The following is a 26,025-nucleotide window of genomic DNA, read 5'->3' on the forward strand; positions in this document are numbered from 1 at the left end:
TTATACCACAAAAGTAAAAACTAAGTATAATATAAATCAAATATAAGTTAAATTTGTCTTCTATAAAAAGTGGGAACAATTAAGCATTCACAAGGGTTGGAGAAGAATTTACATGGCTAAAGACGGGAATAAGACTAAGTATACAAGCAAGGTCAAAGCCAAACAAACGTCAAATCTTTGATTGGACGGCCATCGAAAAGAAAACGACCGCTTATGCGGCCGCTTTCTTGAGCAGAAGAATTAAACGTTTAACACGTTGCCTTCCAGGTCTTCGCGCGAACCTTGTTCGAGTTTTCTTCTTTCTCTATCGCGGATTTCTTCGGCTCTGCCTCCGGTCCAATAAGTGGCATTTTTAATGCCTAAAGCTTCCGGATGGAAAACAGGGTCTAAACCAATTGACTTTTGTTTTTCGTAATCCTTGAGACTGACAAAAGCTTGCTTGTGCATAAGAAGAATAGCAATGACGTTAAGCCAAGCCATTAAACCTACACCGATATCGCCGATTGCCCATGCCAGTTCTGCAGTCTTGATAGCGCCGAAAACCGTAGCGCACAAGAATAAGAACTTAAGAAGGAAGTAGAGGGTCGGCATCTTGAGCTTTCTGTTTAAATATGCAACGTTTGTTTCTGCGATATAGAAGTAAGCCAAGATTGTAGTGAAGGCAAAGAAGAACAAAGCGATAGCAACGAAAGCCTGTCCAAAGCCCGGCATTAAGCTTTCAACGGCAGCTTGAGTGTAGGCAGGTCCGGTCGCTACGTTTTTTAAACCCTCGAAAATATGATTATTGTCCGGGCCGACTACGTTGTAGCTTCCGGTAATCAAAATCATGAAAGCGGTTGCAGAGCAGACAAGCAATGTATCTACGTAAACGGAGAAGGCCTGAACTAAACCTTGTTTAACGGGATGGCTCACAGAGGCTGCACTAGATGCGTGAGGACCTGTGCCCTGACCGGCTTCATTAGAATAGATGCCACGCTTGACACCCCAGGAGACGGCCATACCGAGGATGGCACCGAAACCTGCATCCATGCCGAAAGCACTGCTGACGATAAGTTTCAGGATGTCTGCAAGCATATCCACATGCATGAAGACAATAACCAACGCCACAATCACATAGGCTTGAGCCATGAAAGGAACAACCAGGGCAGTGAAGGCGGCAATGCGTTTTACACCGCCGAAGATAATGAAGCTAAGGAGTGCTGCAACGACAGCAGCGGAAATTGCCGGAGTAATGCCGAAAGCGTTTTCCATACTGACGGCAATTGCGTTGGATTGAACGCCTGGAAGGAAAAGGCCGCAGGCGAAGATGGTGACGATAGCAAATAACCAAGCAAACCACTTAACGCCGAGACCGCGTTCGATATAGAAGGCGGGACCTCCACGGTATTCACCGTTAATTTTTTCCTTGTAGATTTGACCGAGGGTGGATTCTACAAAGGAGGAGCTAGCGCCTAAGAAGGCAACCATCCACATCCAGAAAACAGCGCCCGGACCTCCGAAGGTAATTGCCGTAGCAACACCGGCAATGTTGCCGGTACCTACACGGCCCGCAAGTGTCATGGACAGAGCCTGGAAAGAAGAGACGCCGGTGACGGTGTCTTTAGGTTGAAACAAGAGCTGCCACATATGTTTTAAGTGGCGAAGCTGCAGGAAGCCGCCTTTTAAGGACAAGAACAACCCTGCACCCAAACATAAATACACCAAAGCCGGGGACCAAACCCAGGCATTTACGGTGTTGACAATCGATTCCATTTTTTCCCCTTTGCAAGGTTGTTAATCTATGACATAAAAATTACAACAAATGAAAAGGGCGTGTCACAAATTGAAATACTTTTTTTGTTGCAAAAAGGAAAGTACTGAGGCTGACGAGTTTCCAAGAAAAAGAGCGAGGACAAAGCCTCGCTCGGTAGTTAGTTAGGACCGGTTTATTTAACTACGCAGCCCGGGGCTCCTTCAGGACGAGCCTCAATTTCACCGATACGGTACACGGTTTCACCGGCCTCGCGGAACAGCTTCATAGCTTCTTCGGCTTTGTCAGCCGCAACAATAACGGCCATACCGATACCGTTATTGAATACGCGGTACATTTCATGATCCTCGATATTGCCTTTTTCTTGAAGCCAATTGAAGATTTCCGGGCGCGGCCATGAACCGGCTTTGACAACTGCCTGTGTATTGTCAGGAAGAATTCTGGGAACGTTTTCCAACAAACCGCCTCCGGTAATGTGGGCCATTCCTTTAATTTCCACTTTTTCCATAACGGAAAGAACCGGTTTGACATAAATTCTTGTCGGTTCCATGACGGCATCGGCAAGAGTCTTATCTCCGATTTTTTCTTCCCAAGAAGCACCGCTGACTTCAATGACTTTACGGATAAGAGAGAAACCGTTGGAGTGAGGGCCGCTGGAAGTTAAACCAAGAACCACGTCGCCCGGAACAATAGATTTTCCGTCGATGATATTTGCTTTATCGACTACGCCGACAGCAAAACCAGCCAAGTCATATTCGCCTTCCGGATACATTCCCGGCATTTCCGCTGTTTCACCGCCGATTAAAGCACAACCGGCAAGTTCACAGCCGCGGGCAACACCGCCGACTACTTTTTCTGCTACGTCGACATCGAGGTGACCGCAGGCAAAGTAGTCAAGGAAGAATAAAGGTTTGGCACCCTGAACGAGGATGTCATTGACGCTCATGCCGACCAAATCCTGACCGACAGAGTCATGTTTATTGAGAAGGAAGGCAAGCTTAAGCTTTGTACCGACGCCGTCTGTGCCGGTCACAAGGACGGGTTCCTTGTAATCCTTTGAGACTTCAAACATAGCGCCGAATCCGCCGATAGAGCCGAGTACTCCGGGGATTAAAGTCTTCTTGGCTAAAGGTTTGATTCTTTCAACCAGTTCGTCTCCGGCATCAATAGAAACACCGGAGTCTGCATAAGATAATGGTTTTGTCATCGGAATTGAGAAAAAAGCTAAAAAGATTAAGCAATTCTAGCAAGCTATCCGAGGAAAAATAACTTTTCCTCGGATAGCCCCGATTCCGAATGCCTGGATTCTTTTCAGTCTTTCAAGTAAGTGAGGTTCTTTACAGACTCATCGACTTTGTAAGTCAAAAAGTTACTGTCAGAGGCTAAAAAGATCATGGTGGCTGGAGTAGAGCCGAAATTTCTTCTCAATAAAGAGAAAAACCCACGCGAGAATTTCGGTTCCTCAGCATTTCTCTTCCGCAGCTCTTTGCTGAGCTTGCTCCATCTGCAAGATTCAAACATAGGTGCCTCCTAAAGTAATAGTCAAAAAAGCCGACCTCTCCAGAGGCGGAGGGGAAGTTTATCTAGGTAGAAACTCTTAGTCAAATGCCCTGCACGTCAACAATTCTCGAAATGAGAACTGAATAGCAAGAAATGGTGTGACGTGAGAGCCGTCGTCGAAGGATCGGCGTCAAATTGTAAGACTTTTTTGAACGGCTGTTTAAAGAAGTGGAGAAACGGAAAAATTGCGACAACCCGAGGCTACGAAAAAGGTAAGGATTCAAACAACTCTGCAGCATTTCTCTGAGCCTGTTCGATAATTCTTCTTCCTTTGACCACTCGGTCCAAAGCAGAGTCCGCTTCGGATTGTGCCCACCAATCTGCGAATTTTCTCAGTTCGCTGTTTTCAAGGTCTCTATCTCGACGTGTGACGAGGCTCATAATCCACGGAGATCTTTCCCAGCCGGGAAGAATGGGTACCAAATCTCCGTTCTTAATTTCCTCTAGTAAGTGTCCGAAATACAAATCGGTGGTAATTCCTTGATGGTTTAGAAGAAGTCTTTTAATGGCGAGCTGATCGTGAGTGAGAAACAAAGTCTTCCATTGCAGAAGATTAGATTGCTGCGAACCTTTATAAAGGAATCGGGTGAGAAGATGAGTTTTGGTTTTAAGAAGCAATCCCGTGTGTTTCTTGAGATTGTCCACAGTGCGGGGAAGGCCGTAACGCCTTAAGTACTCCGGGGAGCAAAGGACCGGAGTTGAGGTTTGCATGAAGGGGCGGACTACAAAATTTGTTTCATCAGTTAATTTTTTATTTACAACAAGTATATCTGCTTCGTCATTCATCAGGGCGTCAGGCCCGGCTTCAGGAACGACTTCAAAGCTGACCGTAGGATGCGTCCTCGAGTATGCCAAGAGTTTCTGAGAATAGAACTCTTGCATGATCTCAATTGGAGAACCGATGCGGATTAAACATTTAGGCGCAACCCCTCTTGAAAAATCCAGCATCTGGCGGAAGCTTTTGAGGATCGGCTCAGCAAGAGAAACAATAATTTCACATTTCTTTGTGGGCTTGAAAGGGCGTTTGCTTTTATCCAGTAATTCGTAGCCAAGTTCTTTTTCCAAAGAAGAGATCAATCTGGATACCTTAGGAATGTCCATATCCAGCAGCAGGGCGGTTTTCGAGACATTTCCCGTTTTAGCAGTTAATACAAGAGCTTCCCAAGCTTCAAGATTTTGTGAAATATTCATGGAAAAACCTTTAGAGGGTTTGTACTTAGTTTCTTTTTCTCGTAAATAGTGGTTTTAACTATTTGAATTAAAAGATTAAAAATAATTATCTCACTAGTTTGTGATTTCGACAAACTTCTTTTCAAAAATACGATTTCAGAAAAAGTCGTTTTTGAAAAAATACAAGCACCCCAAACAAAAAAGAGTCCCCAAAAATGAAAAAACTACTTCTCATCCCAAGTAAGAGATTGAAGCTGTAGGAAGCGCTCTCTTTCCGTTAAAGATCAAATAAAAAGCCGCCGATTTTTCAACACAGTTAGTTTTACCAGGACGTACTGTGAATAAGGAAACCTTGCTCTAAATCAGCCGGTTCGTGCTTATCGGCAGCTAATTTTTATTCTACAGCACGAATTGGCATCAATTTCTTAGGAGAAAAAATGAAAAAGATCCTTCTCGCCCTTGCAGGTTTTGCTGCCGGTTCGGCTGCTTTCTGCACCACAAACGTTACTCTCTACGGCATCATTGAAGAGGGCGTATTGGTACAAAAACCAAAACATCAAGATACAACGGTCCAGCTTAAAAGCGCTTTTGACTTAGGATCTCGCTGGGGTCTTCGCGGACAAGAAGATTTAGGAAACGGCTACAGCGTAGGATTTACGCTCGAACAAGGTTTTTCACCGGATACAGGTGCCACGGCTAATACCACTTATGGAGCTAATGCATTCACTCGTGAAACCGTCCTTTGGATTCAAAGCGAAAGCTTAGGCCGTTTGGCTTTCGGACGTGCAGCAACTTTAGGTTCCGGGCTCGGTACCTACGATATGCAGACTGGATACGCATTTATGAACGGTTACGGCCTTATCGGTTGGGATAACTGCATGAATAATTTCCTCCGTACCAATAACAACATCATTTACCGCTCTCCTAATCTCAATGGTTGGACAATCGGCTTGATGTATTCAAATGGTATTAAAGACGACACCAACAAATGGTCAGACAATTGGCATTATTACGGCGCCGGTGTGAAGTATGCAAAAGGCGCAGTGAAATCCTCGTTGATATTTGAAGTTGAGTCAAAAGACAAATCAGTAGATCCGGCTGTCCAAGCTAAATACGCCCTGAATTATGGCATCGAATACAACACCGGAAGCTGGACTCCGATGTTTACTTATCGTTTTGTCACTCAAGACAAGAACCTTAAAGCTCATAAATTCGGCCTTTCCGCGATTGTTCCTTATGCCGGAGGACGTTTCAAAGTTGCTGCCGCCTATATGTTCGGCAAAGACGAAAGAATTACTGTCGGCACCGACAAAGTAAATCATTGGCAAACAGGCGTTGCCTACGAATATCCGCTCTCTAAGAGAACGGTTCTTAAAGCTTCCGCCGGGTACGCAGGATCCGGAAAAGGCTGGAAAGAATATGGTTATGCCAATGACGGGAATATCTACAACGCATGGCAGGTGTATGCCGGCATGCACCATTTCTTCTAATTCATCTCTGAACTTGTTTTTACAAGTTAGCTAATTTGGAGATTTCAATGGAATTATCAAAATTAACCAGAAGAAGTTTTAATAAAGTCGCCGCTTTTTCTTCAGCTGTACTTTCCTTGGGAGCATTGTCTTCCGGGTTGAAAGAAGCTAAGGCTGCTCCTGTTCAAATTAAAAATGCAGAACAGGATGAAACCAAGATTATTAAGACAAACTGTAGAGCCTGTATTTTCAATTGCGGTGTCCTAGCTCACGTTAGAAACGGCAGAGTCGTCAAACTTGAAGGCAATCCGGAATATCCGATGACCAAGGGCTCCATGTGTGCAAAAGGGCTGTCCGGTCTTAATGCTTTGTATCATCCGAACCGCAACAAGTATCCGATGATTCGAGTCGGAGAAAGAGGCGAAAACAAGTGGAAGAGAATTTCTTGGGATGAAGCGATCGACACCATTGCCAAGAAACTCATGGAAACACGTGAAAAATACGGTGCAGAAAGCGTCTTCTGTTCCACCGGGGGTGGCGGAAATCCGGCCTTCCGAAGCATCGCTCGTTTCTGCAATATCTTCGGCACACCCAACTGGTATGAACCGGGCTGTGCACAGTGCTACCTTCCGCGTACTTTGGCTTATGGAATCATGTACGGCGGTCCCTCCACCTCCATCGCAGATGAGAGTGCATTAGAAATTTACGTTCCCAACACTCCGATGAAATCTTTCGTTTGCTGGGGGACTGATCCGTCTTACAGCTGCCCGGCCGGAGGCGGAAGAGCTTTGGCTGAACTGCGTGCCCGCGGAGTCAAATCGGTGTCCATCGATCCTCGCTTTACACCGGATGCGGCGAAGGCCGATGTTTGGCTGCCGATTCGTCCGGGAACCGATGTGGCCTTGATGTTAACTTGGATCAATTACATCATCGAGCACAAGCTGTACGACCAAGATTTCGTGATGCATTGGACCAACTTGCCTTATCTGGTCAATACAAAGACAAAAATGTTCTTGCGTCCTAATGAGATCGTTGAAGGAGGAAATCCTAAGGACTACGTGGTTTGGGATACTAAGACCGGAAGCCCGAAAGTCATGCCGTATCCATGGGACGACAACTTATCCCCGGCCTTAGAAGGAACTTTTGAATATAAGGGACAGCAATACAAGACTGGCTTCACATTGCTGAAAGAACAGGCAGCCCCCTACACAATTGAGAAGGCAGCCGAAATTTGCTGGCTTGTTCCGGAAAAGATCGTAGAAGCAATAAAGATTTTTGCAGACGGCCCTTCTGGTATTGCATTAGGTGTGGCAACCGATCAGTTCCCGAACTCAGTCGAAGCGGCTATGGGTTCTGTAATTTTGAACGGTTTAATGGGTTATGTTGAGAAACCCGGAACTATGATGCAGCGTTTCCCGTCCGGAGGAACAGCACCGGCAGGTTCCTTGGCTCCTAGAGCTCAGCATTGCTTGCCTCACGAACAGCTTTTGAAGAGACTCGGCGGTACCGAGTTTAAAGGTCTGCTTCAGTGGGATGCCGCATCCCCGACAGCAATTTTGAATGCCATCTTAACTGAAAAGCCTTATCCGCTTAAAGTCTGGCTCGAAAGATCAGGCAATAAGTTCAATGTTCTCGGCAACGCTTCTTCTTGGGAACCAGCTATCAAGAAGTTGGATTTTGTGGTTCATATGTACATGTACCCGACTTCCTTCTCCACTTATGCAGACATGCTTCTGCCGACAACTGAGTGGCTTGAAACCAATATGCTGATTGACTGCATGAACTACGTTTTTGCCCGTCAAGCCGTTACTCATACCTATGAAACCGTTGATGAAACCTTAATCTGGTCTTGGATCTTGCGCCGCTGCGCAGAATTGGGACATGAGGGCTGTCAGAAAGCATTAGATCCTGAATTCATGGGTGCAGAACTGCCTCTGTGGAAGACAATGGAAGAACTTCTTGATGCGAAGCTCAAGCGTCATAACGTAACCTGGAAAGAAGTCAAAGAAGGAAAGAACCCGATCCAGTACATGCCGATGGAAAAATGGGCACAGTACTACGTCTACAAGAAGATCAATCCGAAAACAAATCTTCCGTTAGGCTTCCATACTCCGTCTAAGAAGTTGGAATTGTACGGCGAGGTCTTCATTAATTTAGGACGCACGGGAATGCCGTATGTGAAGAAGCCGCTGCCCGCAGCATCTAAAGATTACTCTCCGCTTCCGTTCTACATGGAGCCCTCTGAAAGTCCTAATCGTAAAATCGCCAAGAAGTATCCTTTGGTGATGACCAATGGCCGTCTTCCTATGTATCACCACGGTACGCTCAGAAACAATCCGATTTCCAGAGAAATCTATCCTCTGCCTGAAATCTGGGTCAACCCGGCAGACGCTAAGAAGTATGGCGTCGCACAAGGCGATTGGACCTGGGTCGAAAACGACAGAGGCAAGATTAGAGCTAAATGCCGCGTAACCGAAGGTATTCCGGAAGGAATTGTTTATCAGGAAAGATTCTGGAATCCAGAAACACTCAATACGCCGACAAGAGGCTGGAAGGAAATGAATGTAAACGTGTTGACCAAAAACACACCTCCTTTCAACGATGTAGTCGGTACTTATACCTTGAGAGGATTCCAGGTGAAGATTTCTAAAGCCGATAAAGGCCCGGACGGCGTTTGGAGCAAACCGGAAGATTTCAAAGTTTGGATGCCTTCCAACAATGTTTCAGAAACCTCAGTCCCCACCTACCCTGAGCATGGGAGTAAAAAATAATGGCACAGAAAACTTTAGTTATTGATTTGGATCGCTGCATTGGATGTTATGCATGCGAAGCCGCATGTAAATTAGAAAATAACGTTCCGATGGGTGTTTACTACAATAAAGTCTTAACCATCGGACCTGTTGGAAAATATCCGGATATCCACCAGTATTTTCTTCCTACCGTCTGTCAAAACTGTAAGGACGCTCCTTGCTTGAAAGTGTGTCCGACAGGAGCTACTTACAAGACGGAAGACGGACAGATTCTGGTAAACAAAGAGAAGTGCATCGGCTGCAAGATGTGTATCGCAGCATGTCCTTACGGCGCTCGTTCATTTAATCCGGAAAGCAAAGTAGTTGAGAAGTGCACACTTTGCCGCCACTTGCAAGAGGTCGATGAAAAACCGGCATGTGTTAAAGCCTGCTGCGCCGGTGCACGATTCTTCGGAGATATCGACGATCCTGAAAGCGATGTTTCCAAGGCGATTGCGGCTGCCGGACCCGAAAACGTTCACTCGATGCCTGATGTCGGCAACAAACCGACGGTTCGCTACATTCTTCATAAGAAGACGGGCGAATGGCAGGTGAAACCTCCGAAGATGTTGTAAGGAGAAGCTCAGATGGGCATGGATTTAATTCTTATTTGTTTTGCAGCATTAGCCTGTCTGAGCTCGGGTTTGGTTTTTTCAGCATCTTTTCTCCAGTTGAAGGGCCGGACGGAAACAATCGGTGCCCTTCAATTCGGAGGAGCTCTTCTGCTGATAACCGCGGCCGGTGCAATGGGTCTTGTCAGTCTCGGCAGACCCGAGATGTTTCTAGGCGCACTGGCTCACCCGGGGACAGGTATCTTTTTTGAATTGATCGGCACTCTTCTGCTCTGTTTCGGTGCCGTTTGCTGGTTGATCGCATTTTGGAGAGATTCGTCAGAGACAATTCTGAAATTCTTTGCGGTTTTTGCTGCGGCAGGCGCTGTATGTCTGCTGTTTGGAGTCGGCCGGAGCTTTGTGATGCCCTGGCGCGAAACTTTAAACAGCTGGCTAGTGGTTCCCTTGTTTTTTATTTTTGCTCTTGAGGCGGCCGCCTTTGCTTATGCGGCAGCAGAGAGGGCAATTGATAAGGAATTCCAATCAGGCAATCCGGCACTGATTTTCAGTTTGGTGGGAGCGCTTTGTCTCGGCGGCTATTTAATGCAGATTATGTATTCGAGTTCTAACGACGGAAAAGAAGCGGCGCTTTCAGTCCTCACGGGAGAACCGGCAGTCGTTTTTTGGTGCGGTGTCGTAGTTATAGGCTTAATGGTTCCGGCAGTGTTGGCTTGCAGGAAATTAGGAAAGATTCCTTTCCGCAATGCTGCGGGTTTGCTGGCGGCGGTTATTGGATCCGCATCCTTCCAGACAATCTTGCTTGTAATTGGCACAGCGTCATGGCAATTTTTTAAGAGATAGCCGAAGAACTATTACAAAAAAGGAACAATCATGGACGAAAAATTTTCAGAAGTTATGAATTCACGAGCTGCCGTATACAAACTTTTAGGCAGATTATTCAGGAAGGAAGCTGATGAAGAATTGGTGGGACAGCTGAGAGTGCTGGATTTTTCTGAAGTTCCGTCAGCTAAGGTCAAGGACGGCTTTAAGAAGATGAAATCGGTCGTCGCAGACAGTTCCAATTTGCTTGATGACTTGGCCGTCGATTATGCAAGAGTTTTTTTAGGAGCAGGCATTGCTGAAGGCCTTGTAGCTTTTCCTTTTGAGTCCGTCTATACATCCAAGGATCGTCTGGTCATGCAGGATGCCTATGAGCAAGTTTTACGAATTTACCGCTCTAACGGCGTTGAAAAAATAGATGCAGACCTCTATGAAGACCATATCGGTTTGGAACTTGAATTTATGGGGCATCTTTGTGCCCAGGCAGCTCAACTTGCCGCTGAAGGAAAAGAAACGGAGCTGTCAGCTAACTTTGATTTGCAGCAGTCATTTTTAGTAAAGCATTTGCTTAATTGGACTCCGGATTTCTTAAAAGACATTCAGGGTGTACCTGCAACAGATTTTTATAAAGGCGTAGCCTTAGTGACCGAAGGCTTTTTAGAGATGGAAAAGGAGTTCTTCTTAAACGACAATTGAGGACGACATGCAGGCCAAAACCCAAGACAGCAAAAATAAGGCACAAAAGAGTACTTTTTGCATTGATAGGCGGGGACTTCTGACCGCCGGAGTGTCTTTTGGTTTGTTATTTTCTTTGGGAGCTGTCGAAAAGGCAGCTTCGAAAGAACAAGACATTTTGCTTCCTCCCGGGCATAAATCTAAGAAGGACTTCTTTACCCAGTGTCTTCGGTGCGGCCGGTGCATGAGCATTTGTCCGCAAGGCATTATTCAGCCGGCAAGCTTATCTGACGGGATTTTTGCAGTTCGAGCCCCGAAGATGGACTTCCATTTAGGAAGCTGTGACTTTTGCAATAAATGTATTGATGTGTGCCCGACCGGTGCTCTTCAACCGTACGAAGGGGATACTTTCAGAATTGGGACCGCAGTATTAAATTCCCACTGCATTTCTCTTAGAACAGGTGCCTGCACTAAATGCTATGAAGAATGTCCGTACGACGCCATCGAAATTAGTGAGACTCATCGTCTCTCCATAAATGAAGATAAATGCAACGGATGCGGTAAGTGTTTTTTGGTCTGTCCGGCTTTGATCCTTCAATCTTTCGGAGATGCCACTGAGAGAGGCGTCAGCATTCAGGGTCCATTCACGGAGGAATCACATGAGAACAAGTAAATATCGAGCAGCCGTAGCATTACTGTTTTTGGTGATAGTCGCCGGCGGACTAATTTTTAATCTTGGACTTGGAACTGTTTCATCTTTTGGCTTTGACAAGATAGCGGCGATTTGTCCTCTCGGGGCCTTAGAGACTTTTCTAGCCTCTAAAACTTTTGTGCCCTCGGTTTTCTTTGCATTCCTCTTTTTTATAGTTGTTGCGGTTATAGTCGGAAGAGCGTTCTGCGGCTGGATGTGCCCTGTGCCGCTTTTGCGCTCAGTCCTTGGTGCGGAGGAGAAAAGAACCTCAAAAGATTATCCCAAAGGCGCTAAGGAGTCCGAACCTGACTTAGAAGGAAAAAGGGCAGACTTCGCAGTTGCGGATGTGCAGGAAGAAAAGGCGGCTTTTTCTTCCGCAAAAATCACAGATCGTTCTATTCCTAAGGGGCCTTTTTACGTTTTATTTGCTGCGCTAGGCAGTGCACTTGTCTTCGGTTTTCCTGTTTTCTGTCTCATTTGTCCGGTGGGTCTTACATTCGGCGTTATTTTGGGTGTTTGGTCCTTTTTTTACACCGGAAGTGCTTCTTGGACACTGCTTTTGATTCTTGCCTTTTTGTTTCTGGAAATTTTCTTTCTAAGAAAATGGTGCCATCAATTTTGTCCGATAGGAGCTCTAATTTCTCTTGTCTCGATTTTTAACCGTAGTTTTCGTCCTAAAGTTAGTTCCGGGTGTTACAAGCTAAAAGGCGGCCTTAATTGCAACCGTTGTTCAATCGCGTGCCCTGAAGGAATTCAGCTTCTGTATAATCCGTCATCGCGTGAATTGTCACGGTGTATTAAATGCGGGAAATGTGCAGATGCTTGTCCTGCGCATGCCATACACTTTCCACTTTTCTCAAGAAAGACTTCAGAAGATTCTCTCTCTCAAGAAAAAGCTTTAACACCATCGATAGCATCGGAAGAAAAGGTTCAAGTTTTAGATCAAACTGCTCCTTTTTCGGAAAAAGAAGCCATTGCCGAGGCTTCCAGATGTATCCAGTGCGGAGCATGTGAGGAGAAATGTCCGCAGAAGAATCCTTTGAGAGACTACATACGGCTTCTTTCCGAGGGCAGAACTCAAGAAGCGGTTAAGCTTTTAAATGCTTCGGGGAGTATGCCGGAAGTATGCGGAAGAATTTGTCCTCAAGATCAATTATGCGAGTCGGTTTGTCCTTTAAGAGAATACGGCGGAGCCATTCAAATCGGACGCTTGACTAGTTTAGGCGGCGATTTGGGTCTAAAGAAGAACTGGAGAAGAGCTTCGGTAACCAAACCCCGAGAATTGAAACGAAAGACGGTTGCGATCATTGGCGCCGGTCCTGCCGGGTTGGCTGCGGCAGATGTTCTTTGCTCTTTTGGAGTACATACGACGGTTTTCGACAAGGAGCACGAGATAGGCGGCTTGCTTACTTATGGAATTCCTTTTTTCAAATTGGAGAAGGAGTCTCTTGCCAAAAGACGCAAACTATATGAAAAACAAGGCATCCGATTTAAGCTGGGTGTTCCGATAGAAGAAAAAAATTTCATTGCACTAACTAAAGACTACGATGCCGTTATTTTTGCCTTAGGTGCATCGGCCCCGGTCATACCGCAGTTTTCTGATTTGGCAGCGGCAGACATTATTCCGGCCATGGATTACTTAGGTTCAGTTAACCGACTTTTACTCCATGAAACCGGTACGCAACCGTTAGATTTCGTTGGTAAACGCGTAGCCGTGCTTGGAGGAGGCGACACTGCCGTTGACTGTTCCAGGACATCGGCGAGACAAGGGGCGTCCCGAACCTTCATGATTGCACGGAAAGAACTTCATGTCCTGAAAGCTTCGAAAAAAGATCTCGCTTTGGCAATAAAGGAAAAAGTAGAAGTTTTGGATCGGTGTCAAATTTTGGATATCCAAAGAAAGCAAGACCAATTCCTCATCCAATATGTGAGAGGCGGTTCTCCGGAGACGAGGGAACTTGTGGTCGACCGCATAGTGTGCGCCTACGGTTTCCGGGTTCTTTATCCCGAATGGCTGGAAAAATTCATTTCGAAAAATTCTCAAGACAACTATGAGGCAGGTAAGAACATTTTTGTGGCAGGGGAATTTAGAACCGGTTCAAGATTAGCGACTAATGCCATTGAAGACGGCAAGGAGGCGGCGCAGGCTGTGATCTCCGCACTTCGATTAGGGGAAGCAAAGAAATGAAAGGCAATTCTCTTAACCCGGTGAGCTTTATACGTTCCAGATGTTTACGATTACGGCATGCCTCTTCCCGCTGCACTAAATGCCTGGATGTTTGTCCGAGCGATGCCTTAGTTCTTGCAGAAGGGCAAATAGGATTTCTCGCACATAAGTGCATCGGCTGCGAAAGCTGTATAGCGGTATGCCCTCAAGATTGCTATTTAAGTAATGGCATCTCGGATAAAGAGTTGGAAGAGGAGATCAGAAGAAAAACTAGCGGTAAAACTCTCAAAATTTCATGCCAAAGAATTGAGTGCCAGCAGGAAAATGTCGTTGTAAATTGTTTGCAGAGGATAGATGTTAGTCATTTGGCTCAAGCCTCTCGACACGGAGTTGAAACCCTTGAGTTGCATACCGGAAAGTGTTCGGAGTGCCAAGCGTGTCGAAATGCATCTTGGCTTGACGAGAAGAAGATAGAAGCGGATGAGTTTTTTGAACTTTTCGGCAAAAAATTAACAATATCGTATGAAGAGCACGAATGGAACGTAGATTATTCGAAAAGGCACTTCTTAACGAACCTTTTGAAAAGGGGAGAGCTCGAGGAACCAAAAGAGCATGAAGAGAGCGTAGAAATAACAAATGATCCTTGGCGAAGGATTCCCGAGAAGCAGCAGAGGTTAGGAAGAACAGTTCCTTTGCTTTATAAGAGAAGCAAAGCGCGCCAAGAGGGGGCAAAATCTTCAAAACCTCATCAGCGGACTTTTCTTTATGAACCTGTAATCGACAAGGAACTTTGCTCGGGATGTTTGCTTTGTGCGTCAGTGTGCCCGACTTCTGCGTTGTTAGTCAAAAAAGTTGAGGAAGGCATGGTATTCGTTGCTTTTCCCCAAGCTTGTTCAAATTGTGGTCTTTGTGCAGATGTATGCTACCAGGAAGCCATTAAGGTTAAGGAAACCGGTATAACTCCCGAATATCTGAAGAATGCTCCTAAGGCGATCCTTTCTAGAGGCATCAATGAGAGGCTCTTTGAAGATGTTTGGGAAGACAAGCTCAAAAGTATGATTACGTGTCCGACATATAGAGGCTAGGACTTTTCAGTTAGACAACGACTTCAAATAAAAAAGAAAAGCAGCCGATGCTTCATGATGAGGCTAGCTGCTTTACCGGTATTTGCTGAAAGTTAAAGGTGAATCATCTTGTGCATTAATGAGCTTGCGTGCATTCCGCCGAACGGACCGCGGCCGTCAGCGACAAATGTTGCCGGGACGCTCTGAATTCCGACTCTTTCCATAAGATCAATGTTGCGTTTCATAACCATTTCAGCACGTTCTGTAGGATTGGCCGTAGGTTCAACTCCTTCTACCATCCAGGCATTAAAAGCTTTTGCACGGTCAACACTGTTCCAAATGGAACAAGCTTTAACCATAGAGTCTTCGCTAAGGAATGGCACCAAGAAAACATAGATAGTTACGTTGTTGATCTTGCTCAGAGTCTCCCTATCGTATCTTTGGTAGAACCTGCAGTTCGGATCTTCAAAAACGGCAATCTTTGCTGAGCCGTTGCCTTTAACAATTTTGATGGCGTCCTCAAGAGGCCACTGAGTTTCATTGAAAATAAACATAAAAGCTCCTTTACAATGTTCGCACCATGGTACCCCCTTGGCTGAATAATACGGTTGCCTTTACCCTCTTTTGAGCTGTCCTAGAATACGCAAAAACCTCATAACCAATTCTGCGAAACTCTTGAAAAGAATAATGTTCTTTATAATCTCGTAGCGTTGCTCATAACGACTAGAATGCTGTCATAACTCTGTTTATAAAGGTCGAAATTGGATAAAACTGATCAGCTGCCTCTTTCCTTTTTTCCTGCGCCGGTTCCAACACTGGATTCCTTTGTTGTGGGCAGTAATTTCGAAGCTTTTAACATCGTCAAAGAGCTTTCAGAAGGCAGAGGTCCGCAGATTGTTTATCTTTTCGGAGAATCCGGGACGGGTAAGACTCACCTTCTTACCACACTGGAGAAACCCGGGCCGACAGTTCCAGTTTTTGACTCTGAAAAGAAAATCTTTGTGGTTGACGATGTTCAAGATCTGAGCGAAGAGGAGCTTGCCGCTTTATTTGAACTTGCTAATCAAGTGCGGGCACATTCCGGGACACACTTGATCGTAGCGGGCGATAAAAGTCCTTCTGCGCTTCGCTCTCGAGGGATGCGAGTGGACGTTACAAGCCGTCTTGGCTGGGGGACGGTTGTTGAACTGGCTCCCTTGTCTGAGGAAGAAAAACAGCAGGTATTTATCAACAGGGCGCACTCGAAGGGTTTGGAGCTAAGCCCGGAAGTGATGCAATGGATGTCGGCCTATCTTCCTAGAGATATGCGGACTTTGTCGCGTCTCCTCGAAGAACTCGACGCTTACTCTCTGTCAAAAAATAGACGTCTGACCATTCCTTTAATTAAAGAATGGCTGGCTAAAACACATCAATCTTTCTAAAGATGACTACCAATTCTTTTGCATTTTTTGATTTAGACCATACTTTACTTCCGGTCGACAGCAGCGGGCTTTGGGCCTACTTTTTAATTTCTAAGTGCAGTGACCGTAAACAAGAGTTTGAGCGCCGTCAAAAGCAGTTTGATTTGGACTACTTCAACGGTGTTTTGGACATCAATCAGTTCATGGATTTTGAGATGCACCTCCTCTCTCTCTTTTCTAGGGCCCAGCTTGAGGAGTACAGAAAGGAATATATTGCGACCTATATTAAGCCCAACATAAGGCCCAACGCGGTTGAGTTAGTCCAAAAGCACAAGGAAGCAGGTGATAAAGTTGTGATAGTTACTGCGACTTATCGATTTGTTGTGGAGCCGATAGCCAAATTATTAGATGCTGACGGTTTGATTGCTGCGGAGCCGGAGGAGGACGCTGATGGGCAATTTACCGGAGGATGGCTTCGGCATACATTTGCGCAAGGGAAGGTGACGGCTGTTGAAAAATATGTTGCTGACAGAGGCGGTTTGGAGACATTGAAGAGTTCGAGCTTTTATTCTGACTCTATAAATGATCTTCCGCTATTGTCTTTTGTTGCTGAACATGGCGGAACGGCTGTAGCCACTAATCCCGACAAATTTTTAAGTCGAATTGCAAAACAAAGAGGGTGGAAGATTTTGAGTTTATTTCAGGTTGAAGAGCCCACTTATGAGGAAGTTGTGGAGAAAACTCCGTGATTCAAGAAATTGTTGAAAGTGTCCAAAATTTATTCGGAACACGAAAAATTAGACGCAAGCCTAGAATTCTGACAAAAGAAGAACATCAGATTGATATCAACAAAGTCAGCCCTTTTGCCGTCTCTGTCTGTCAAAAACTTAAAGACGCCGGATTCAAAGCTTTCATTGTCGGAGGTGCGGTTCGAGATCTTTTGATTGATCACACTCCGAAGGATTTTGACGTCGCTACCGACGCAACGCCTGAACAAATAAAAAAAATTACCCGCCGTGCAATTATTATTGGCCGGCGTTTCCGCTTAGTTCATGTTACTCGCGGTGCTGAGACAATTGAAGTCGCAACTTTCCGCGGACTAAGACAGGATGGAGTTGAAAAGGATCGTCAAGGCCGAGTGATTGACGATAACGTATTCGGTGAACAGTTTGAAGACGCGGCACGCCGAGATTTTACAGTTAACGCGATGTATTACGACCCTCTCGAAGAAGAGGTCTACGATTACCATAACGGTTTGCTGGATATCAAGAAAAAACGTATCCGCATGATTGGAGATCCTGAACTCAGATATCGTGAAGATCCGGTGCGCATCTTAAGAGCTATTCGTATTGGAGCAAAGTTAGGATTCAAGATAGATCCTAAAACTTCAAAGCCTATCCGAGAAATGCAGAAGCTTTTATTGGCTGTTCCTGAACCGCGTCTGTTCGATGAGATCATGAAGATGCTCATGAGCGGTGCTTCCGTGGAATGCATGAGCCTGTTGGATGAGGAAGGCGTTAACGTTAATATTCCATTGCTTAAGGAATATTTGAGTGCAAAAAACGATCCTTTCTTGCTGAAGGCAATGGAAAAATCTGATGCCCGTGTAGCTCATGGCAAACCTATTTCGCAAAGCTTTATTTTTGCAACTCTCTTCTGGAGTTTGGTTAAGAAAGAAGTTGAAAAAGTTAAGAAAGAAGTGCCGGATGTCACGATTCCTAGACAATGGCAGATGGCTATTGCCCGTGTAACGGAAAGTCCTCTGCTGAAAGGAGTTCAGAGAAGATTTTTCCGCGATATGGAAGATATCTGGAGACTGCAGCCTAGGTTTGACCGCAGAACTGCATCCGTAGCATTCAAGCTGATTGAGCATCCTCGTTTCAGGGCGGCTTATGACTTCCTGCTTATTCGTGCATCTTGCGGCGAGGTTCCTCACGAACTGGCTGATTGGTGGACGGCTTTCGAAGAAGCTCCGGCCGATGAAAGAAAAGACATGCTCCAAGATTTAGCACGGCAAACCCGCAGCCGTTCCCGTGAAGGACAAATAAAAGGCGGATTGGAAGAGCCGAAGAAGAGAAGAAGAACAAGAAAACGCAAACCGGCTGTTGTTTCTTCTCTTGAGGCACCTCAGGCATCATCAGATGCAACTGAAAGTCCTGTCGTTAAGTCAGAGCCTCCGCAGGTAAATAGCGGAGAAACGCCGGAAAAGCCGGCGGTAGAAAAGAAGCATGAAACTCCGCGCAGTATTCCTTCCCAGGAAAAACTGCAGGCAGAACAGAGGAAGAATAGCTATACAGAGGCGGCGGAGCGACCGGCTAGAAGAAAACCAAAAGCAAAATCTGTTCTTCTGACAACCCCAAAAAAACAATGAAAACTGCATACATAGCCCTAGGGGCCAACCTTGGAAACCCAAAGGAGAGTCTAAGAAAAGCAGCTGAAAAGATTAAAGACTTGGACGGTGTGGCCTCTGTTGAGGCCTCCGGGCTTTATTCAACGGCTCCTATTGATTCTTCGGGGCCGGATTATTTGAATGCCGTGCTGAAGGCTGAGATCTCAGATGAGATTTCAGCCGAAAGTCTTTTGGACAGACTTCTTGATATTGAAAATCAACTCGGCCGAGTAAGACCTGCGGGTATTCATAATGCTCCGCGCGTGATTGATTGTGATCTTCTGCTATGCGGAAAGGAAGAATCTTCGACACCCAAGCTTGTGCTTCCTCACCCACGAATGACCGAGAGAGCATTCGTGCTTGTTCCTTTAGTGGAAGTAGATTCTTCCGTTGAAATCCCAGGGAAAGGAAAAGCGGTAGAATTTTTGGACTCAGTTAAGGATCAATCGATAATAAAATTATTCGAAGCCCGCGACTGGCTGTAACTCCATGGAGAAACAATGACAGATCAAAAAGAACCAAGAAAGCAGGTTAGGCTTTCAACGCTGAAGAAAATGCATGAAAACGGCGAACCTATCGTCATGTTGACTTGCTATGACGCCTCCTTTGCTCATCTGTTGGATGAAGCAGGCGTGGACATGCTTTTGGTAGGAGACTCCTTAGGGATGACCGTGCAAGGTAATTCCACGACCATTCCGGTGTCCGTTGAAGATATGGAATATCACACTCGCTGTGTCGCCAAGGGAAATAAGACAGCATTCATTTTGACGGATCTTCCTTTCGGCAGCTACCAAGTCAATGATGAAGAGGGGATGGCCAACTGCATTAGGCTTATTAAGGCAGGCGCCAATATGGTTAAGCTTGAAGGCGGAGAAGAAATCTGTCCGCTTGTCAGAAGACTTACTGCGGCCGGCGTTCCTGTTTGCGGTCATATTGGATTTACACCTCAGTCAATCAACACGATCGGCGGTTTTTTTGTTCAAGGCAAGAGCGACAGCGGTAAAGAAAAACTCAAACGTGAAGCCTTAGCTTTACAAGAAGCCGGTGCAGCTATGGTTCTCTTTGAAATGGTTCCCGCTGATATTGCTGCGGAAGTTACCCAGCTTCTCCATGTTCCTACCATTGGTATTGGTGCGGGTTCCGGCACATCGGGACAGGTTCTGGTTCTTCAGGACATTCTCAATATCTATGCCGGAAGAAAGCCCAAATTCTCGAAGAACTTTATGGAAGGAGCCGATTCTATTCAAGGAGCGGTTGAGAATTACGTAAAGGCAGTTAAATCTAAAGATTTCCCCACTCAATCTCATTCTTTTTAAAGGATACAAAGTTGTTAGTTGTACATACAATCGAAGAGCTTCAGAACGCTCTCAGAGGTAAGGACGGAATTGCTCTCGTTCCGACTATGGGCAATCTTCACGACGGCCATTTAGCCTTAATGGCAGAAGCAAAGAAACATGCACCGACAGTAGTGGCCTCAATCTTTGTTAACCGTCTGCAGTTCGGGCCTAATGAAGATTTTGATACCTACCCGCGCACACTCCAGGAAGACTTGGAGAAATTGGAAAAGCAAGGAGCCGTTGATATTGTTTTTGCTCCTTCTGAAAAAGACATGTATCCCGAAAAACAGACTTTTATGGTCAGACCGGATCCTAATTTGTCTGAAATTCTGGAAGGTTTCTATCGTCCCGGATTCTTTGACGGTGTTGCAACCGTAGTGAACAAGCTCTTTTCTATCGTGCGCCCGAATGTCGCTGTCTTCGGTAAGAAAGACTATCAGCAGTTAAAGATTATTCAGAGCATGGTCAAGCAGTTCGGAATGCCATTGAAGATTATTCCGATGGAACTTCAAAGAAATCCGGAAACCGGCTTGGCTTTATCTTCCCGCAATCGCTATCTAAACGCAGAAGAGCTCAAAGAAGCAACTCATTTGTACAGAACTCTTCATGGCGTTAAATCCTCCCTCGAAGCTGGAGCTATTGATATCACCGGCTTGGAAAATAGTGCCGTCAAAAGGCTTGAAGAAGCTGGCTGGAAGCCTGACTACATCGTAGTTGCTCGCCAGAAAGACTTGCTTACTCCGACAAGAGATGACTTGTTCAACAAAGAACCTCTGGTCATCTTGGGTGCAGCAAAAATCGGTACTACTCGTTTAATTGATAACGTAGAAGTATTCGGCAAACTCGCCTAATCTTGGCTCTTGCAAGGAGAAAACCTCGGAATGTGTAAATGCTTCCGAGGTTTTCTCAACTATGCCGTTAGTGTTTCGTAAGCAGTCAAATCAGTAGATTTTTCTCCGAAGTTCTGCCCCCTGCATATCTAAGTTAGGTAAGAACGCCAATCCTTATTTCGCTGATACAGGTTTCCTCCTTCCTCATTACCGCATAACCACAACCACGCCGGGTCGAGAGCATCCGATCTGAATCTTATTGTGTCATTCTCCTTATGATAAAAATTGCTTTCTTTGAGAAGTCCAATTTCTCGGCGGACTTGGATGATGCTTGCTGCTACCACTTTTGCCACTTCGGTCTGATTAATGCATACATCGCATTCGACATATTCCGTTCCGTTGATTTCAATCAATCTTCCGTAAGCAAAGCTCCAGGTAAGGAAAAATAAGAAAATTCTGTCCCGGACAGGTAAGCTCATATTCGCAGCCAATCCGATGCGATCTGATTGAATAAGGCACTCTAAATGCACGCACATTTGCTCGTGGAAGTCTTTGTCTTCCTTCATTAGTGCCTTTAAGGTGTCATTTCTGAGCTTCCTGCACCTTACCGGAGAGACTGCAAAATAGCTGCCGTTTCCAGGTCGACGTGAGAAAAATGTGTGATTGCCTCCTGCAATTCTTCCGGGAATAGCAATTGCCATGGCATATTTGGACTGGTTGTAAGGATTTCCAAAGGAGCGTCCCGCAATGCCGTGCGTTATTAACGTCATAGAATTAAGATCATTGTTTACTCTGTAAATGAGCTGGCCTGGTTGGGCTTCATACTCAGCGCCTATAGATAAGAAAAGCTTCTTTAAATTCTCCGGAAGAGGAGGCGCAATCCAAGGCATTAACGGTTCGTCAGCGCCATAAGGAAGCTCCCACTTCCTTTCACGTGGACGCGGCAAAGCTGCCTGCCAAGCTGGTGATTGATAATTCATACATTCCTCATGTTCGTTGTAATTTGGCTCGGTTCTTAGATTTTTTTCTTCTAATTTTCCTATTCCTTGGGTTAGGCGCTATTAGTAGATACCAGAGCCTGAGGCGTATCAATTGATATTTCTCAAAAAATTGTCCTTCCTTAGACTGACCTTAATTCATCAAGGAGCACATCATGATAAAACTGAAATTCATTCTCACACCTGTAGCACTTCTGTTGGCTTTTCAAGTTTATGCAGATGAAACTCTGCATTCAGACGTTGTAGTTGTGGGTGCAGGTGCAGGCGGTACAGTTGCCGCCGTTAGCGCAGTCGAAAATGGCCTCAAAACCGTTCTTTTAGAAAAAAACGGCTATACAGGCGGCGCCGGTAATTTTATGGAAGGTTCTTTCGCCGTGGAATCTCCCTTGCAGAAGGCAAAAGGCATAAAACTTACTCCGATTGAAGCTTTCAACAATATGGCTCAATACCATCATTGGAGAATTAACGCTCCTTTGCTTAAGAAATTCGTTGACAAATCCGGTGAAACTATTCAGTGGGTCGACGATCATGGAGTGCATTGGAAGGAAGTTAAGACAGCATGGAGAGACAAGCCGGAAATGACCTGGCACATTTATCCGAAAGCCGGCTCACTGCCTGCCGCCATGACCAAAATTTTTAAAGAAAAGGGCGGCACTCTCCTTACCTCTACACCTGCACAAAAATTAATCGTCAAAGACGGCAAGGTTGTTGGTGTTGAAGCTGTTAATGTCAAGAAAGAAAAAGTAACTGTATATGCACCCAATGTCATCCTTGCGACAGGCGGCTATAACTTTGATGAAAAAATGGTTAAGGACTTAACTGGTATCGACATGGTTCCGGTTGGTGCTCCAGGCAGAACCGGTGACGGTATTAAGATGGCTATGGCAGTCGGTGCTGTCGGAGACAATATGGGCCCAATGATGATGAATGGTGCATTTATGCCGGCGGCAGGAGAAGCCATTTGCAATGGTCCAAACAAAGAGCTGCGTGCCATGTTCCGTCAAGGTTTGCTGTATGTTGACGGTGTCGGCAACCGCTTCTTCAATGAAGAATTGACAATCGACTGGCCGCAAGCATCCAATGCTATTGCTCGTACAGGCGAATACACCTACATCGTTTTTGATGAAAACACAAAGAAAGAATTCTCTACCAAAGGCAAAGGCTATCCAAATCCTTGCGGCAACTTCATCCAAAGACATCAGGCAGCAACTCAGCTGGATGACTTGCTGAAAGCTAATGAAAAATTAGGCAACGTTTTCATCGGCAACACTATTGAAGAAGCCGCGAAGAAAGCAGGCATGGATCCCGAAGTTCTCAAGAAGACAGCCGCCAATATGACGAAGTTTGCAAAGCAAGGCAAAGATGAACAGTTTGGTAAAGATCCGTACTACCTGCGAGCTATCGATCAAGGGCCTTTCTATATCGTCAGAGGCAAGATCAATGCATTAACCAGCTTAAATGGTGTCAAAGTAAATGAAGGTTTGCAGGTTCTCGATAAGCATGATCGTCCGATTCCCGGATTGTATGCTATCGGTCATGACGCCGGCGGTGTATACGGTGACTCCTACGACTTAAAGGTTGGTGAAGGTACTGCTTCTTCCTTTGCTATCAACTCCGGCAGAATGGCTGTTGAAGATATCGTTGCAAAAAATAAAGCTGCTAAATAATTTTCTCCTTGGAATTTGAGCATTTTTTCTGCATCGCTTCGGTTGGTGCAGGATTTTTTTCGTCCGGAGGTTTCGAAAAAATTTGTGCTTCTCAAAAGTCATTATGCCGGAGCTTGGAGAGACCCTGGTATGGAGAGAAGCCAGCCAGGAGCAGACGATATTGAGGAGCTTCCAGAGCTGTCTTTATATCCGTCACATGTTTGCAAAAGAGAAATGAAAAAGGCGGCCTCTCGGCTCGCCTTCAAAATACTGGAGAAATACTAATTTGTGCTTTCTTGCGGTAAAACACGTTTTAAGAAAGCTTTAGTTCTTTCTTCCTTCGGATGCATAAGAACATCTTCCGGTTTGCCTTGTTCCACGATCTTGCCGCCGTCCATGAAAATTACGCGATCAGCAACTTCACGGGCGAATGAAATTTCATGGGTAACCACAGCCATTGTCATACCGGATTTAGCAAGATCTGTCATCACTTTCAGAACTTCTCCGACAAGTTCCGGGTCAAGGGCGGATGTTGGTTCATCAAACAACATGGCCTTCGGTTCCATGGCTAAGCCTCTGGCGATAGCAACACGCTGCTGCTGGCCGCCGGAAAGGCTTGCAGGATAAGCGTCAGCTTTTTCTGCCAGTCCGACGCGCTTCAGCATTTCATGGGCACGCTTCTCGGCCGTCGCTTTATCCACTTTGCTGACGAGTTTGGGAGCAAGAGCAACGTTTTCAAGAACGGTTTTGTGCGGCCAAAGATTAAAGCGCTGGAAAACCATTCCTAAATGCTCACGCACTTTATTAATGTCGGTTTTCGGAGAGGTAATGTCAATATCGTTAACGTAGATATGGCCACTCGTTGTTTCTTCTAATGCATTAATGCAGCGAAGCATCGTGGACTTTCCGGAACCCGACGGCCCGAGAATAACGACTTTCTCTCCGGGCATGATATCCAAGTCAATACCCTTGAGAACTTGATTGTCTCCGAAATACTTATGGAGATCACGAATCTTAATCAGAGGTTTTACTTCACTCATTTAACATCATCTCCTTTACCTAAATGTTCTTCCATCTTCTTGACCAAATAGGCAAGTCCGAGAGTCATTACCCAATACATTAACGAAATAGTAATGTACGGCTCCCAGTAACGAGCAGAAGCTCCGGCAACGGTTCTGGCGGCGTAAGCAAGTTCTGCCAAACCGATGGCGGAAACCAGAGAGGAGTCCTTGAGGATGGCAATGGCATTGTTACCTAACGGAGGCAGCATACGGCGAAATGCTTGAGGCAGAATGATGTGGAACATGGCCTGCCAATATGTCATACCGACTGAACGTGCTGCTTCCATTTGACCCTTGTCTAAGGATTGGATACCGGCACGGAAAACTTCAGAAAGATAAGCACCTGCATTCAACGTAATAGCAACGATACCGGCAAGCATTGCGCCATAGGTAGAACGGATTTCTCTGGCGATATCGCCGGAGAGCAGAACCCCTTCGGTAGGATGGATAAAGAACGGCAGAATGGCAAACTGCATTAACAGGATTTGCACAAATAATGGCGTACCGCGGAAGAAACTTACATAGACAGTTACCGGCCAACGGACGCAGTACTTCAGAATTTCACGCCAAGGGGAGTGACGGGCATTAGCCAATCTGGCCATACCTAATGCCATTCCTAAAATAACGCCCAAAACCACGCAGATAATCGTGATCTGAATGGTCATTCGAGCGCCTTCCATAAATAAGGGCCAGTACTCAGTTATGACTTCATAACGAAATCCACCCACGACATTTCTCCAACAAATTCAAGTTAAAAAAAACCGATTCTCACGGAGAGAATCGGATTAAGAACTAAAGGTTACTGTGGAAGCTTAGGAGCAGCTGTACCAAACCATTTACGATAAATCTTATCGTATTCGCCGTTGGCGATAACCTTATCTAAACCGGCATTGATTTTATCAATTAATGCCTTGTTGCCTTTCTTGACGGCGATACCGAAGTATTGTTCTTTGAAAGCCGGGTCACGAGCGGCATTAAAGTGCTTGTCAGGATTGTTCAAAGAATAGAAGTTCAAAACACCGACGTCACCGATAACGGCTGCTACACCGCCTTGGTTCAATTCTTCAAGAGCCAAAGGTGTGTTGTCGAAACGACGGATTCTTGTGGAAGCTTTACCGAATTCAGTGCTGGCGGCGATGTCGCCGGCAGAACCGTTTACAACAGCCACGTTGCCTTTCTTCAAGTCGCCGAGTTTTTCAATCTTAGTGTCTTTTTGAGTAAGGATCAGCTGGTGAGCCAAGAAGTAAGGTTTAGAGAAGTCAACGGCTTCTTTTCTCTTATCTGTAATAGTGATGCCGGACATGATGATGTCGCGGTCGCCTTTGTCAACAGTGGCAAAAATGCCTTCCCACGGAGTGTTGATAAACTTAACTTCAAAACCTTCGGCTTTGGCAATGGCGCGCATTAAGTCAACGTCAAATCCGACTAATTCCTTCTGAGGTGTTTCGTATTCAAACGGACGATATGTTGCTCCTGTACCGACAATGTATTGTTCGGCTGCAAATGCGCCGGAGGCGGCAAAAGCTAAGACAGCGCAAGAAGCAAGCAGTGCTTTCTTTAAAAACATCAAAAATCTCCTAGGATCATGACTAAATAATTCCATTCTCCATGATCTCACAAACAGGGAAGGAACTGAGC

24 protein-coding genes are annotated in these 26,025 nt (G+C 45.5%); 15 read left to right on the forward strand and 9 right to left on the reverse strand.

The window, feature by feature from the left end; translation table 11 throughout:
• Positions 1-240 precede the first annotated feature (240 nt).
• From ADH67_RS11875 to ADH67_RS11890, 4 genes are all read right to left on the reverse strand, one after another.
• Positions 241-1,752 carry an alanine/glycine:cation symporter family protein gene (locus ADH67_RS11875; RefSeq protein WP_066593726.1) on the reverse strand — a complete coding sequence of 504 codons (1,512 nt, stop codon included), beginning with the start codon at positions 1,750-1,752 and terminating at the stop codon, positions 241-243.
• Positions 1,753-1,925: 173 nt separating this feature from the next.
• Entirely contained in the window at positions 1,926-2,957 is a 1,032-nt protein-coding gene (gene purM / locus ADH67_RS11880; RefSeq protein ID WP_066593723.1) for a phosphoribosylformylglycinamidine cyclo-ligase, read from the reverse strand.
• A 104-nt stretch (positions 2,958-3,061) separates the two neighbouring features.
• Positions 3,062-3,271 (reverse strand): hypothetical protein, encoded by a 210-nt coding sequence (locus tag ADH67_RS11885; RefSeq protein ID WP_066593721.1) that lies wholly within the window; start codon positions 3,269-3,271, stop codon positions 3,062-3,064.
• A gap of 240 nt (positions 3,272-3,511) precedes the next feature.
• The gene (locus ADH67_RS11890) at positions 3,512-4,501 is read right to left on the reverse strand and encodes a LysR family transcriptional regulator (RefSeq protein WP_066593719.1); all 990 of its coding nucleotides are present in this window, start codon (positions 4,499-4,501) and stop codon (positions 3,512-3,514) included.
• 416 nt (positions 4,502-4,917) lie between these two features.
• On the opposite strand from ADH67_RS11890, the gene ADH67_RS11895 reads away from it, so the two are divergent.
• Genes ADH67_RS11895 through ADH67_RS11930 form a run of 8 tightly spaced genes read left to right on the forward strand, consistent with a single transcriptional unit; the run spans position 4,918 to position 14,747 of the window.
• Positions 4,918-5,970, forward strand: coding sequence for a porin (locus ADH67_RS11895; RefSeq protein WP_066593713.1), 1,053 nt, complete (start codon positions 4,918-4,920; stop codon positions 5,968-5,970).
• Between the two features lie 47 nt (positions 5,971-6,017).
• Positions 6,018-8,720, forward strand: coding sequence for a molybdopterin-containing oxidoreductase family protein (locus tag ADH67_RS11900; RefSeq protein ID WP_066593711.1), 2,703 nt, complete (start codon positions 6,018-6,020; stop codon positions 8,718-8,720).
• Positions 8,720-9,313, forward strand: coding sequence for a 4Fe-4S dicluster domain-containing protein (locus ADH67_RS11905; RefSeq protein WP_066593710.1), 594 nt, complete (start codon positions 8,720-8,722; stop codon positions 9,311-9,313). The genes ADH67_RS11900 and ADH67_RS11905 overlap by 1 nt, the downstream gene beginning before the upstream one ends.
• 12 nt (positions 9,314-9,325) lie before the next feature.
• Entirely contained in the window at positions 9,326-10,150 is an 825-nt protein-coding gene (locus ADH67_RS11910; RefSeq protein ID WP_066593709.1) for a hypothetical protein, read from the forward strand.
• A gap of 30 nt (positions 10,151-10,180) precedes the next feature.
• Positions 10,181-10,825: a TorD/DmsD family molecular chaperone gene (locus tag ADH67_RS11915; protein ID WP_066593708.1), complete on the forward strand. Its 645-nt coding sequence runs from the start codon at positions 10,181-10,183 to the stop codon at positions 10,823-10,825.
• 7 nt (positions 10,826-10,832) lie between these two features.
• Positions 10,833-11,477 carry a 4Fe-4S dicluster domain-containing protein gene (locus ADH67_RS11920; protein WP_066593706.1) on the forward strand — a complete coding sequence of 215 codons (645 nt, stop codon included), beginning with the start codon at positions 10,833-10,835 and terminating at the stop codon, positions 11,475-11,477.
• Positions 11,464-13,683, forward strand: coding sequence for an FAD-dependent oxidoreductase (locus ADH67_RS11925; protein ID WP_066593699.1), 2,220 nt, complete (start codon positions 11,464-11,466; stop codon positions 13,681-13,683). The genes ADH67_RS11920 and ADH67_RS11925 overlap by 14 nt, the downstream gene beginning before the upstream one ends.
• Positions 13,680-14,747 carry a 4Fe-4S binding protein gene (locus tag ADH67_RS11930; RefSeq protein WP_066593696.1) on the forward strand — a complete coding sequence of 356 codons (1,068 nt, stop codon included), beginning with the start codon at positions 13,680-13,682 and terminating at the stop codon, positions 14,745-14,747. Before ADH67_RS11925 ends, ADH67_RS11930 begins: the two co-directional genes overlap by 4 nt.
• Positions 14,748-14,839: 92 nt before the next feature.
• Here the strand turns inward: ADH67_RS11930 and ADH67_RS11935 are convergent, their stop codons facing one another.
• Positions 14,840-15,280, reverse strand: a complete 441-nt coding sequence (locus ADH67_RS11935) for a DsbC family protein (RefSeq protein WP_066593694.1) — start codon at positions 15,278-15,280, stop codon at positions 14,840-14,842.
• A gap of 207 nt (positions 15,281-15,487) precedes the next feature.
• On the opposite strand from ADH67_RS11935, the gene ADH67_RS11940 reads away from it, so the two are divergent.
• Genes ADH67_RS11940 through panC form a run of 6 tightly spaced genes read left to right on the forward strand, consistent with a single transcriptional unit; the run spans position 15,488 to position 20,703 of the window.
• The gene (locus ADH67_RS11940) at positions 15,488-16,147 is read left to right on the forward strand and encodes an HdaA/DnaA family protein (RefSeq protein ID WP_066593692.1); all 660 of its coding nucleotides are present in this window, start codon (positions 15,488-15,490) and stop codon (positions 16,145-16,147) included.
• A 2-nt stretch (positions 16,148-16,149) separates the two neighbouring features.
• A complete protein-coding gene (locus ADH67_RS11945; protein ID WP_066593690.1) occupies positions 16,150-16,875 on the forward strand; it encodes an HAD family hydrolase in 726 nt (241 codons plus the stop codon).
• Positions 16,872-18,497, forward strand: a complete 1,626-nt coding sequence (pcnB, locus tag ADH67_RS11950) for a polynucleotide adenylyltransferase PcnB (protein ID WP_066593681.1) — start codon at positions 16,872-16,874, stop codon at positions 18,495-18,497. Before ADH67_RS11945 ends, pcnB begins: the two co-directional genes overlap by 4 nt.
• The gene (gene folK, locus ADH67_RS11955; RefSeq protein ID WP_066593680.1) at positions 18,494-19,000 is read left to right on the forward strand and encodes a 2-amino-4-hydroxy-6-hydroxymethyldihydropteridine diphosphokinase; all 507 of its coding nucleotides are present in this window, start codon (positions 18,494-18,496) and stop codon (positions 18,998-19,000) included. Before pcnB ends, folK begins: the two co-directional genes overlap by 4 nt.
• Before the next feature lie 15 nt (positions 19,001-19,015).
• On the forward strand, positions 19,016-19,831 hold the full coding sequence (panB, locus tag ADH67_RS11960) for a 3-methyl-2-oxobutanoate hydroxymethyltransferase (RefSeq protein ID WP_066593679.1): 816 nt from the start codon (positions 19,016-19,018) through the stop codon (positions 19,829-19,831).
• A gap of 11 nt (positions 19,832-19,842) precedes the next feature.
• On the forward strand, positions 19,843-20,703 hold the full coding sequence (panC, locus tag ADH67_RS11965) for a pantoate--beta-alanine ligase (protein WP_066593677.1): 861 nt from the start codon (positions 19,843-19,845) through the stop codon (positions 20,701-20,703).
• Positions 20,704-20,831: 128 nt separating this feature from the next.
• Here the strand turns inward: panC and ADH67_RS11970 are convergent, their stop codons facing one another.
• Positions 20,832-21,662 carry a Crp/Fnr family transcriptional regulator gene (locus ADH67_RS11970; RefSeq protein ID WP_066593665.1) on the reverse strand — a complete coding sequence of 277 codons (831 nt, stop codon included), beginning with the start codon at positions 21,660-21,662 and terminating at the stop codon, positions 20,832-20,834.
• 173 nt (positions 21,663-21,835) lie between these two features.
• Between ADH67_RS11970 and ADH67_RS11975 the strand changes: the two genes are divergently transcribed.
• The gene (locus tag ADH67_RS11975; protein WP_066593662.1) at positions 21,836-23,347 is read left to right on the forward strand and encodes an FAD-dependent oxidoreductase; all 1,512 of its coding nucleotides are present in this window, start codon (positions 21,836-21,838) and stop codon (positions 23,345-23,347) included.
• A gap of 260 nt (positions 23,348-23,607) precedes the next feature.
• Here the strand turns inward: ADH67_RS11975 and ADH67_RS11985 are convergent, their stop codons facing one another.
• The 3 genes from ADH67_RS11985 to ADH67_RS11995 form a co-directional block, all read right to left on the reverse strand.
• Positions 23,608-24,366, reverse strand: a complete 759-nt coding sequence (locus ADH67_RS11985; protein ID WP_066593657.1) for an amino acid ABC transporter ATP-binding protein — start codon at positions 24,364-24,366, stop codon at positions 23,608-23,610.
• Complete coding sequence (locus tag ADH67_RS11990) at positions 24,363-25,067, reverse strand: amino acid ABC transporter permease (protein WP_236578591.1); 705 nt, start codon at positions 25,065-25,067, stop codon at positions 24,363-24,365. Before ADH67_RS11990 ends, ADH67_RS11985 begins: the two co-directional genes overlap by 4 nt.
• Positions 25,068-25,186: 119 nt before the next feature.
• Positions 25,187-25,954 (reverse strand): basic amino acid ABC transporter substrate-binding protein, encoded by a 768-nt coding sequence (locus ADH67_RS11995; RefSeq protein ID WP_066593653.1) that lies wholly within the window; start codon positions 25,952-25,954, stop codon positions 25,187-25,189.
• Positions 25,955-26,025: the final 71 nt, after the last annotated feature.

Origin of the sequence: Turicimonas muris (assembly GCF_002221595.1) — a bacterium.
In the GTDB taxonomy this organism is placed as follows: domain Bacteria; phylum Pseudomonadota; class Gammaproteobacteria; order Burkholderiales; family Burkholderiaceae_F; genus Turicimonas; species Turicimonas muris.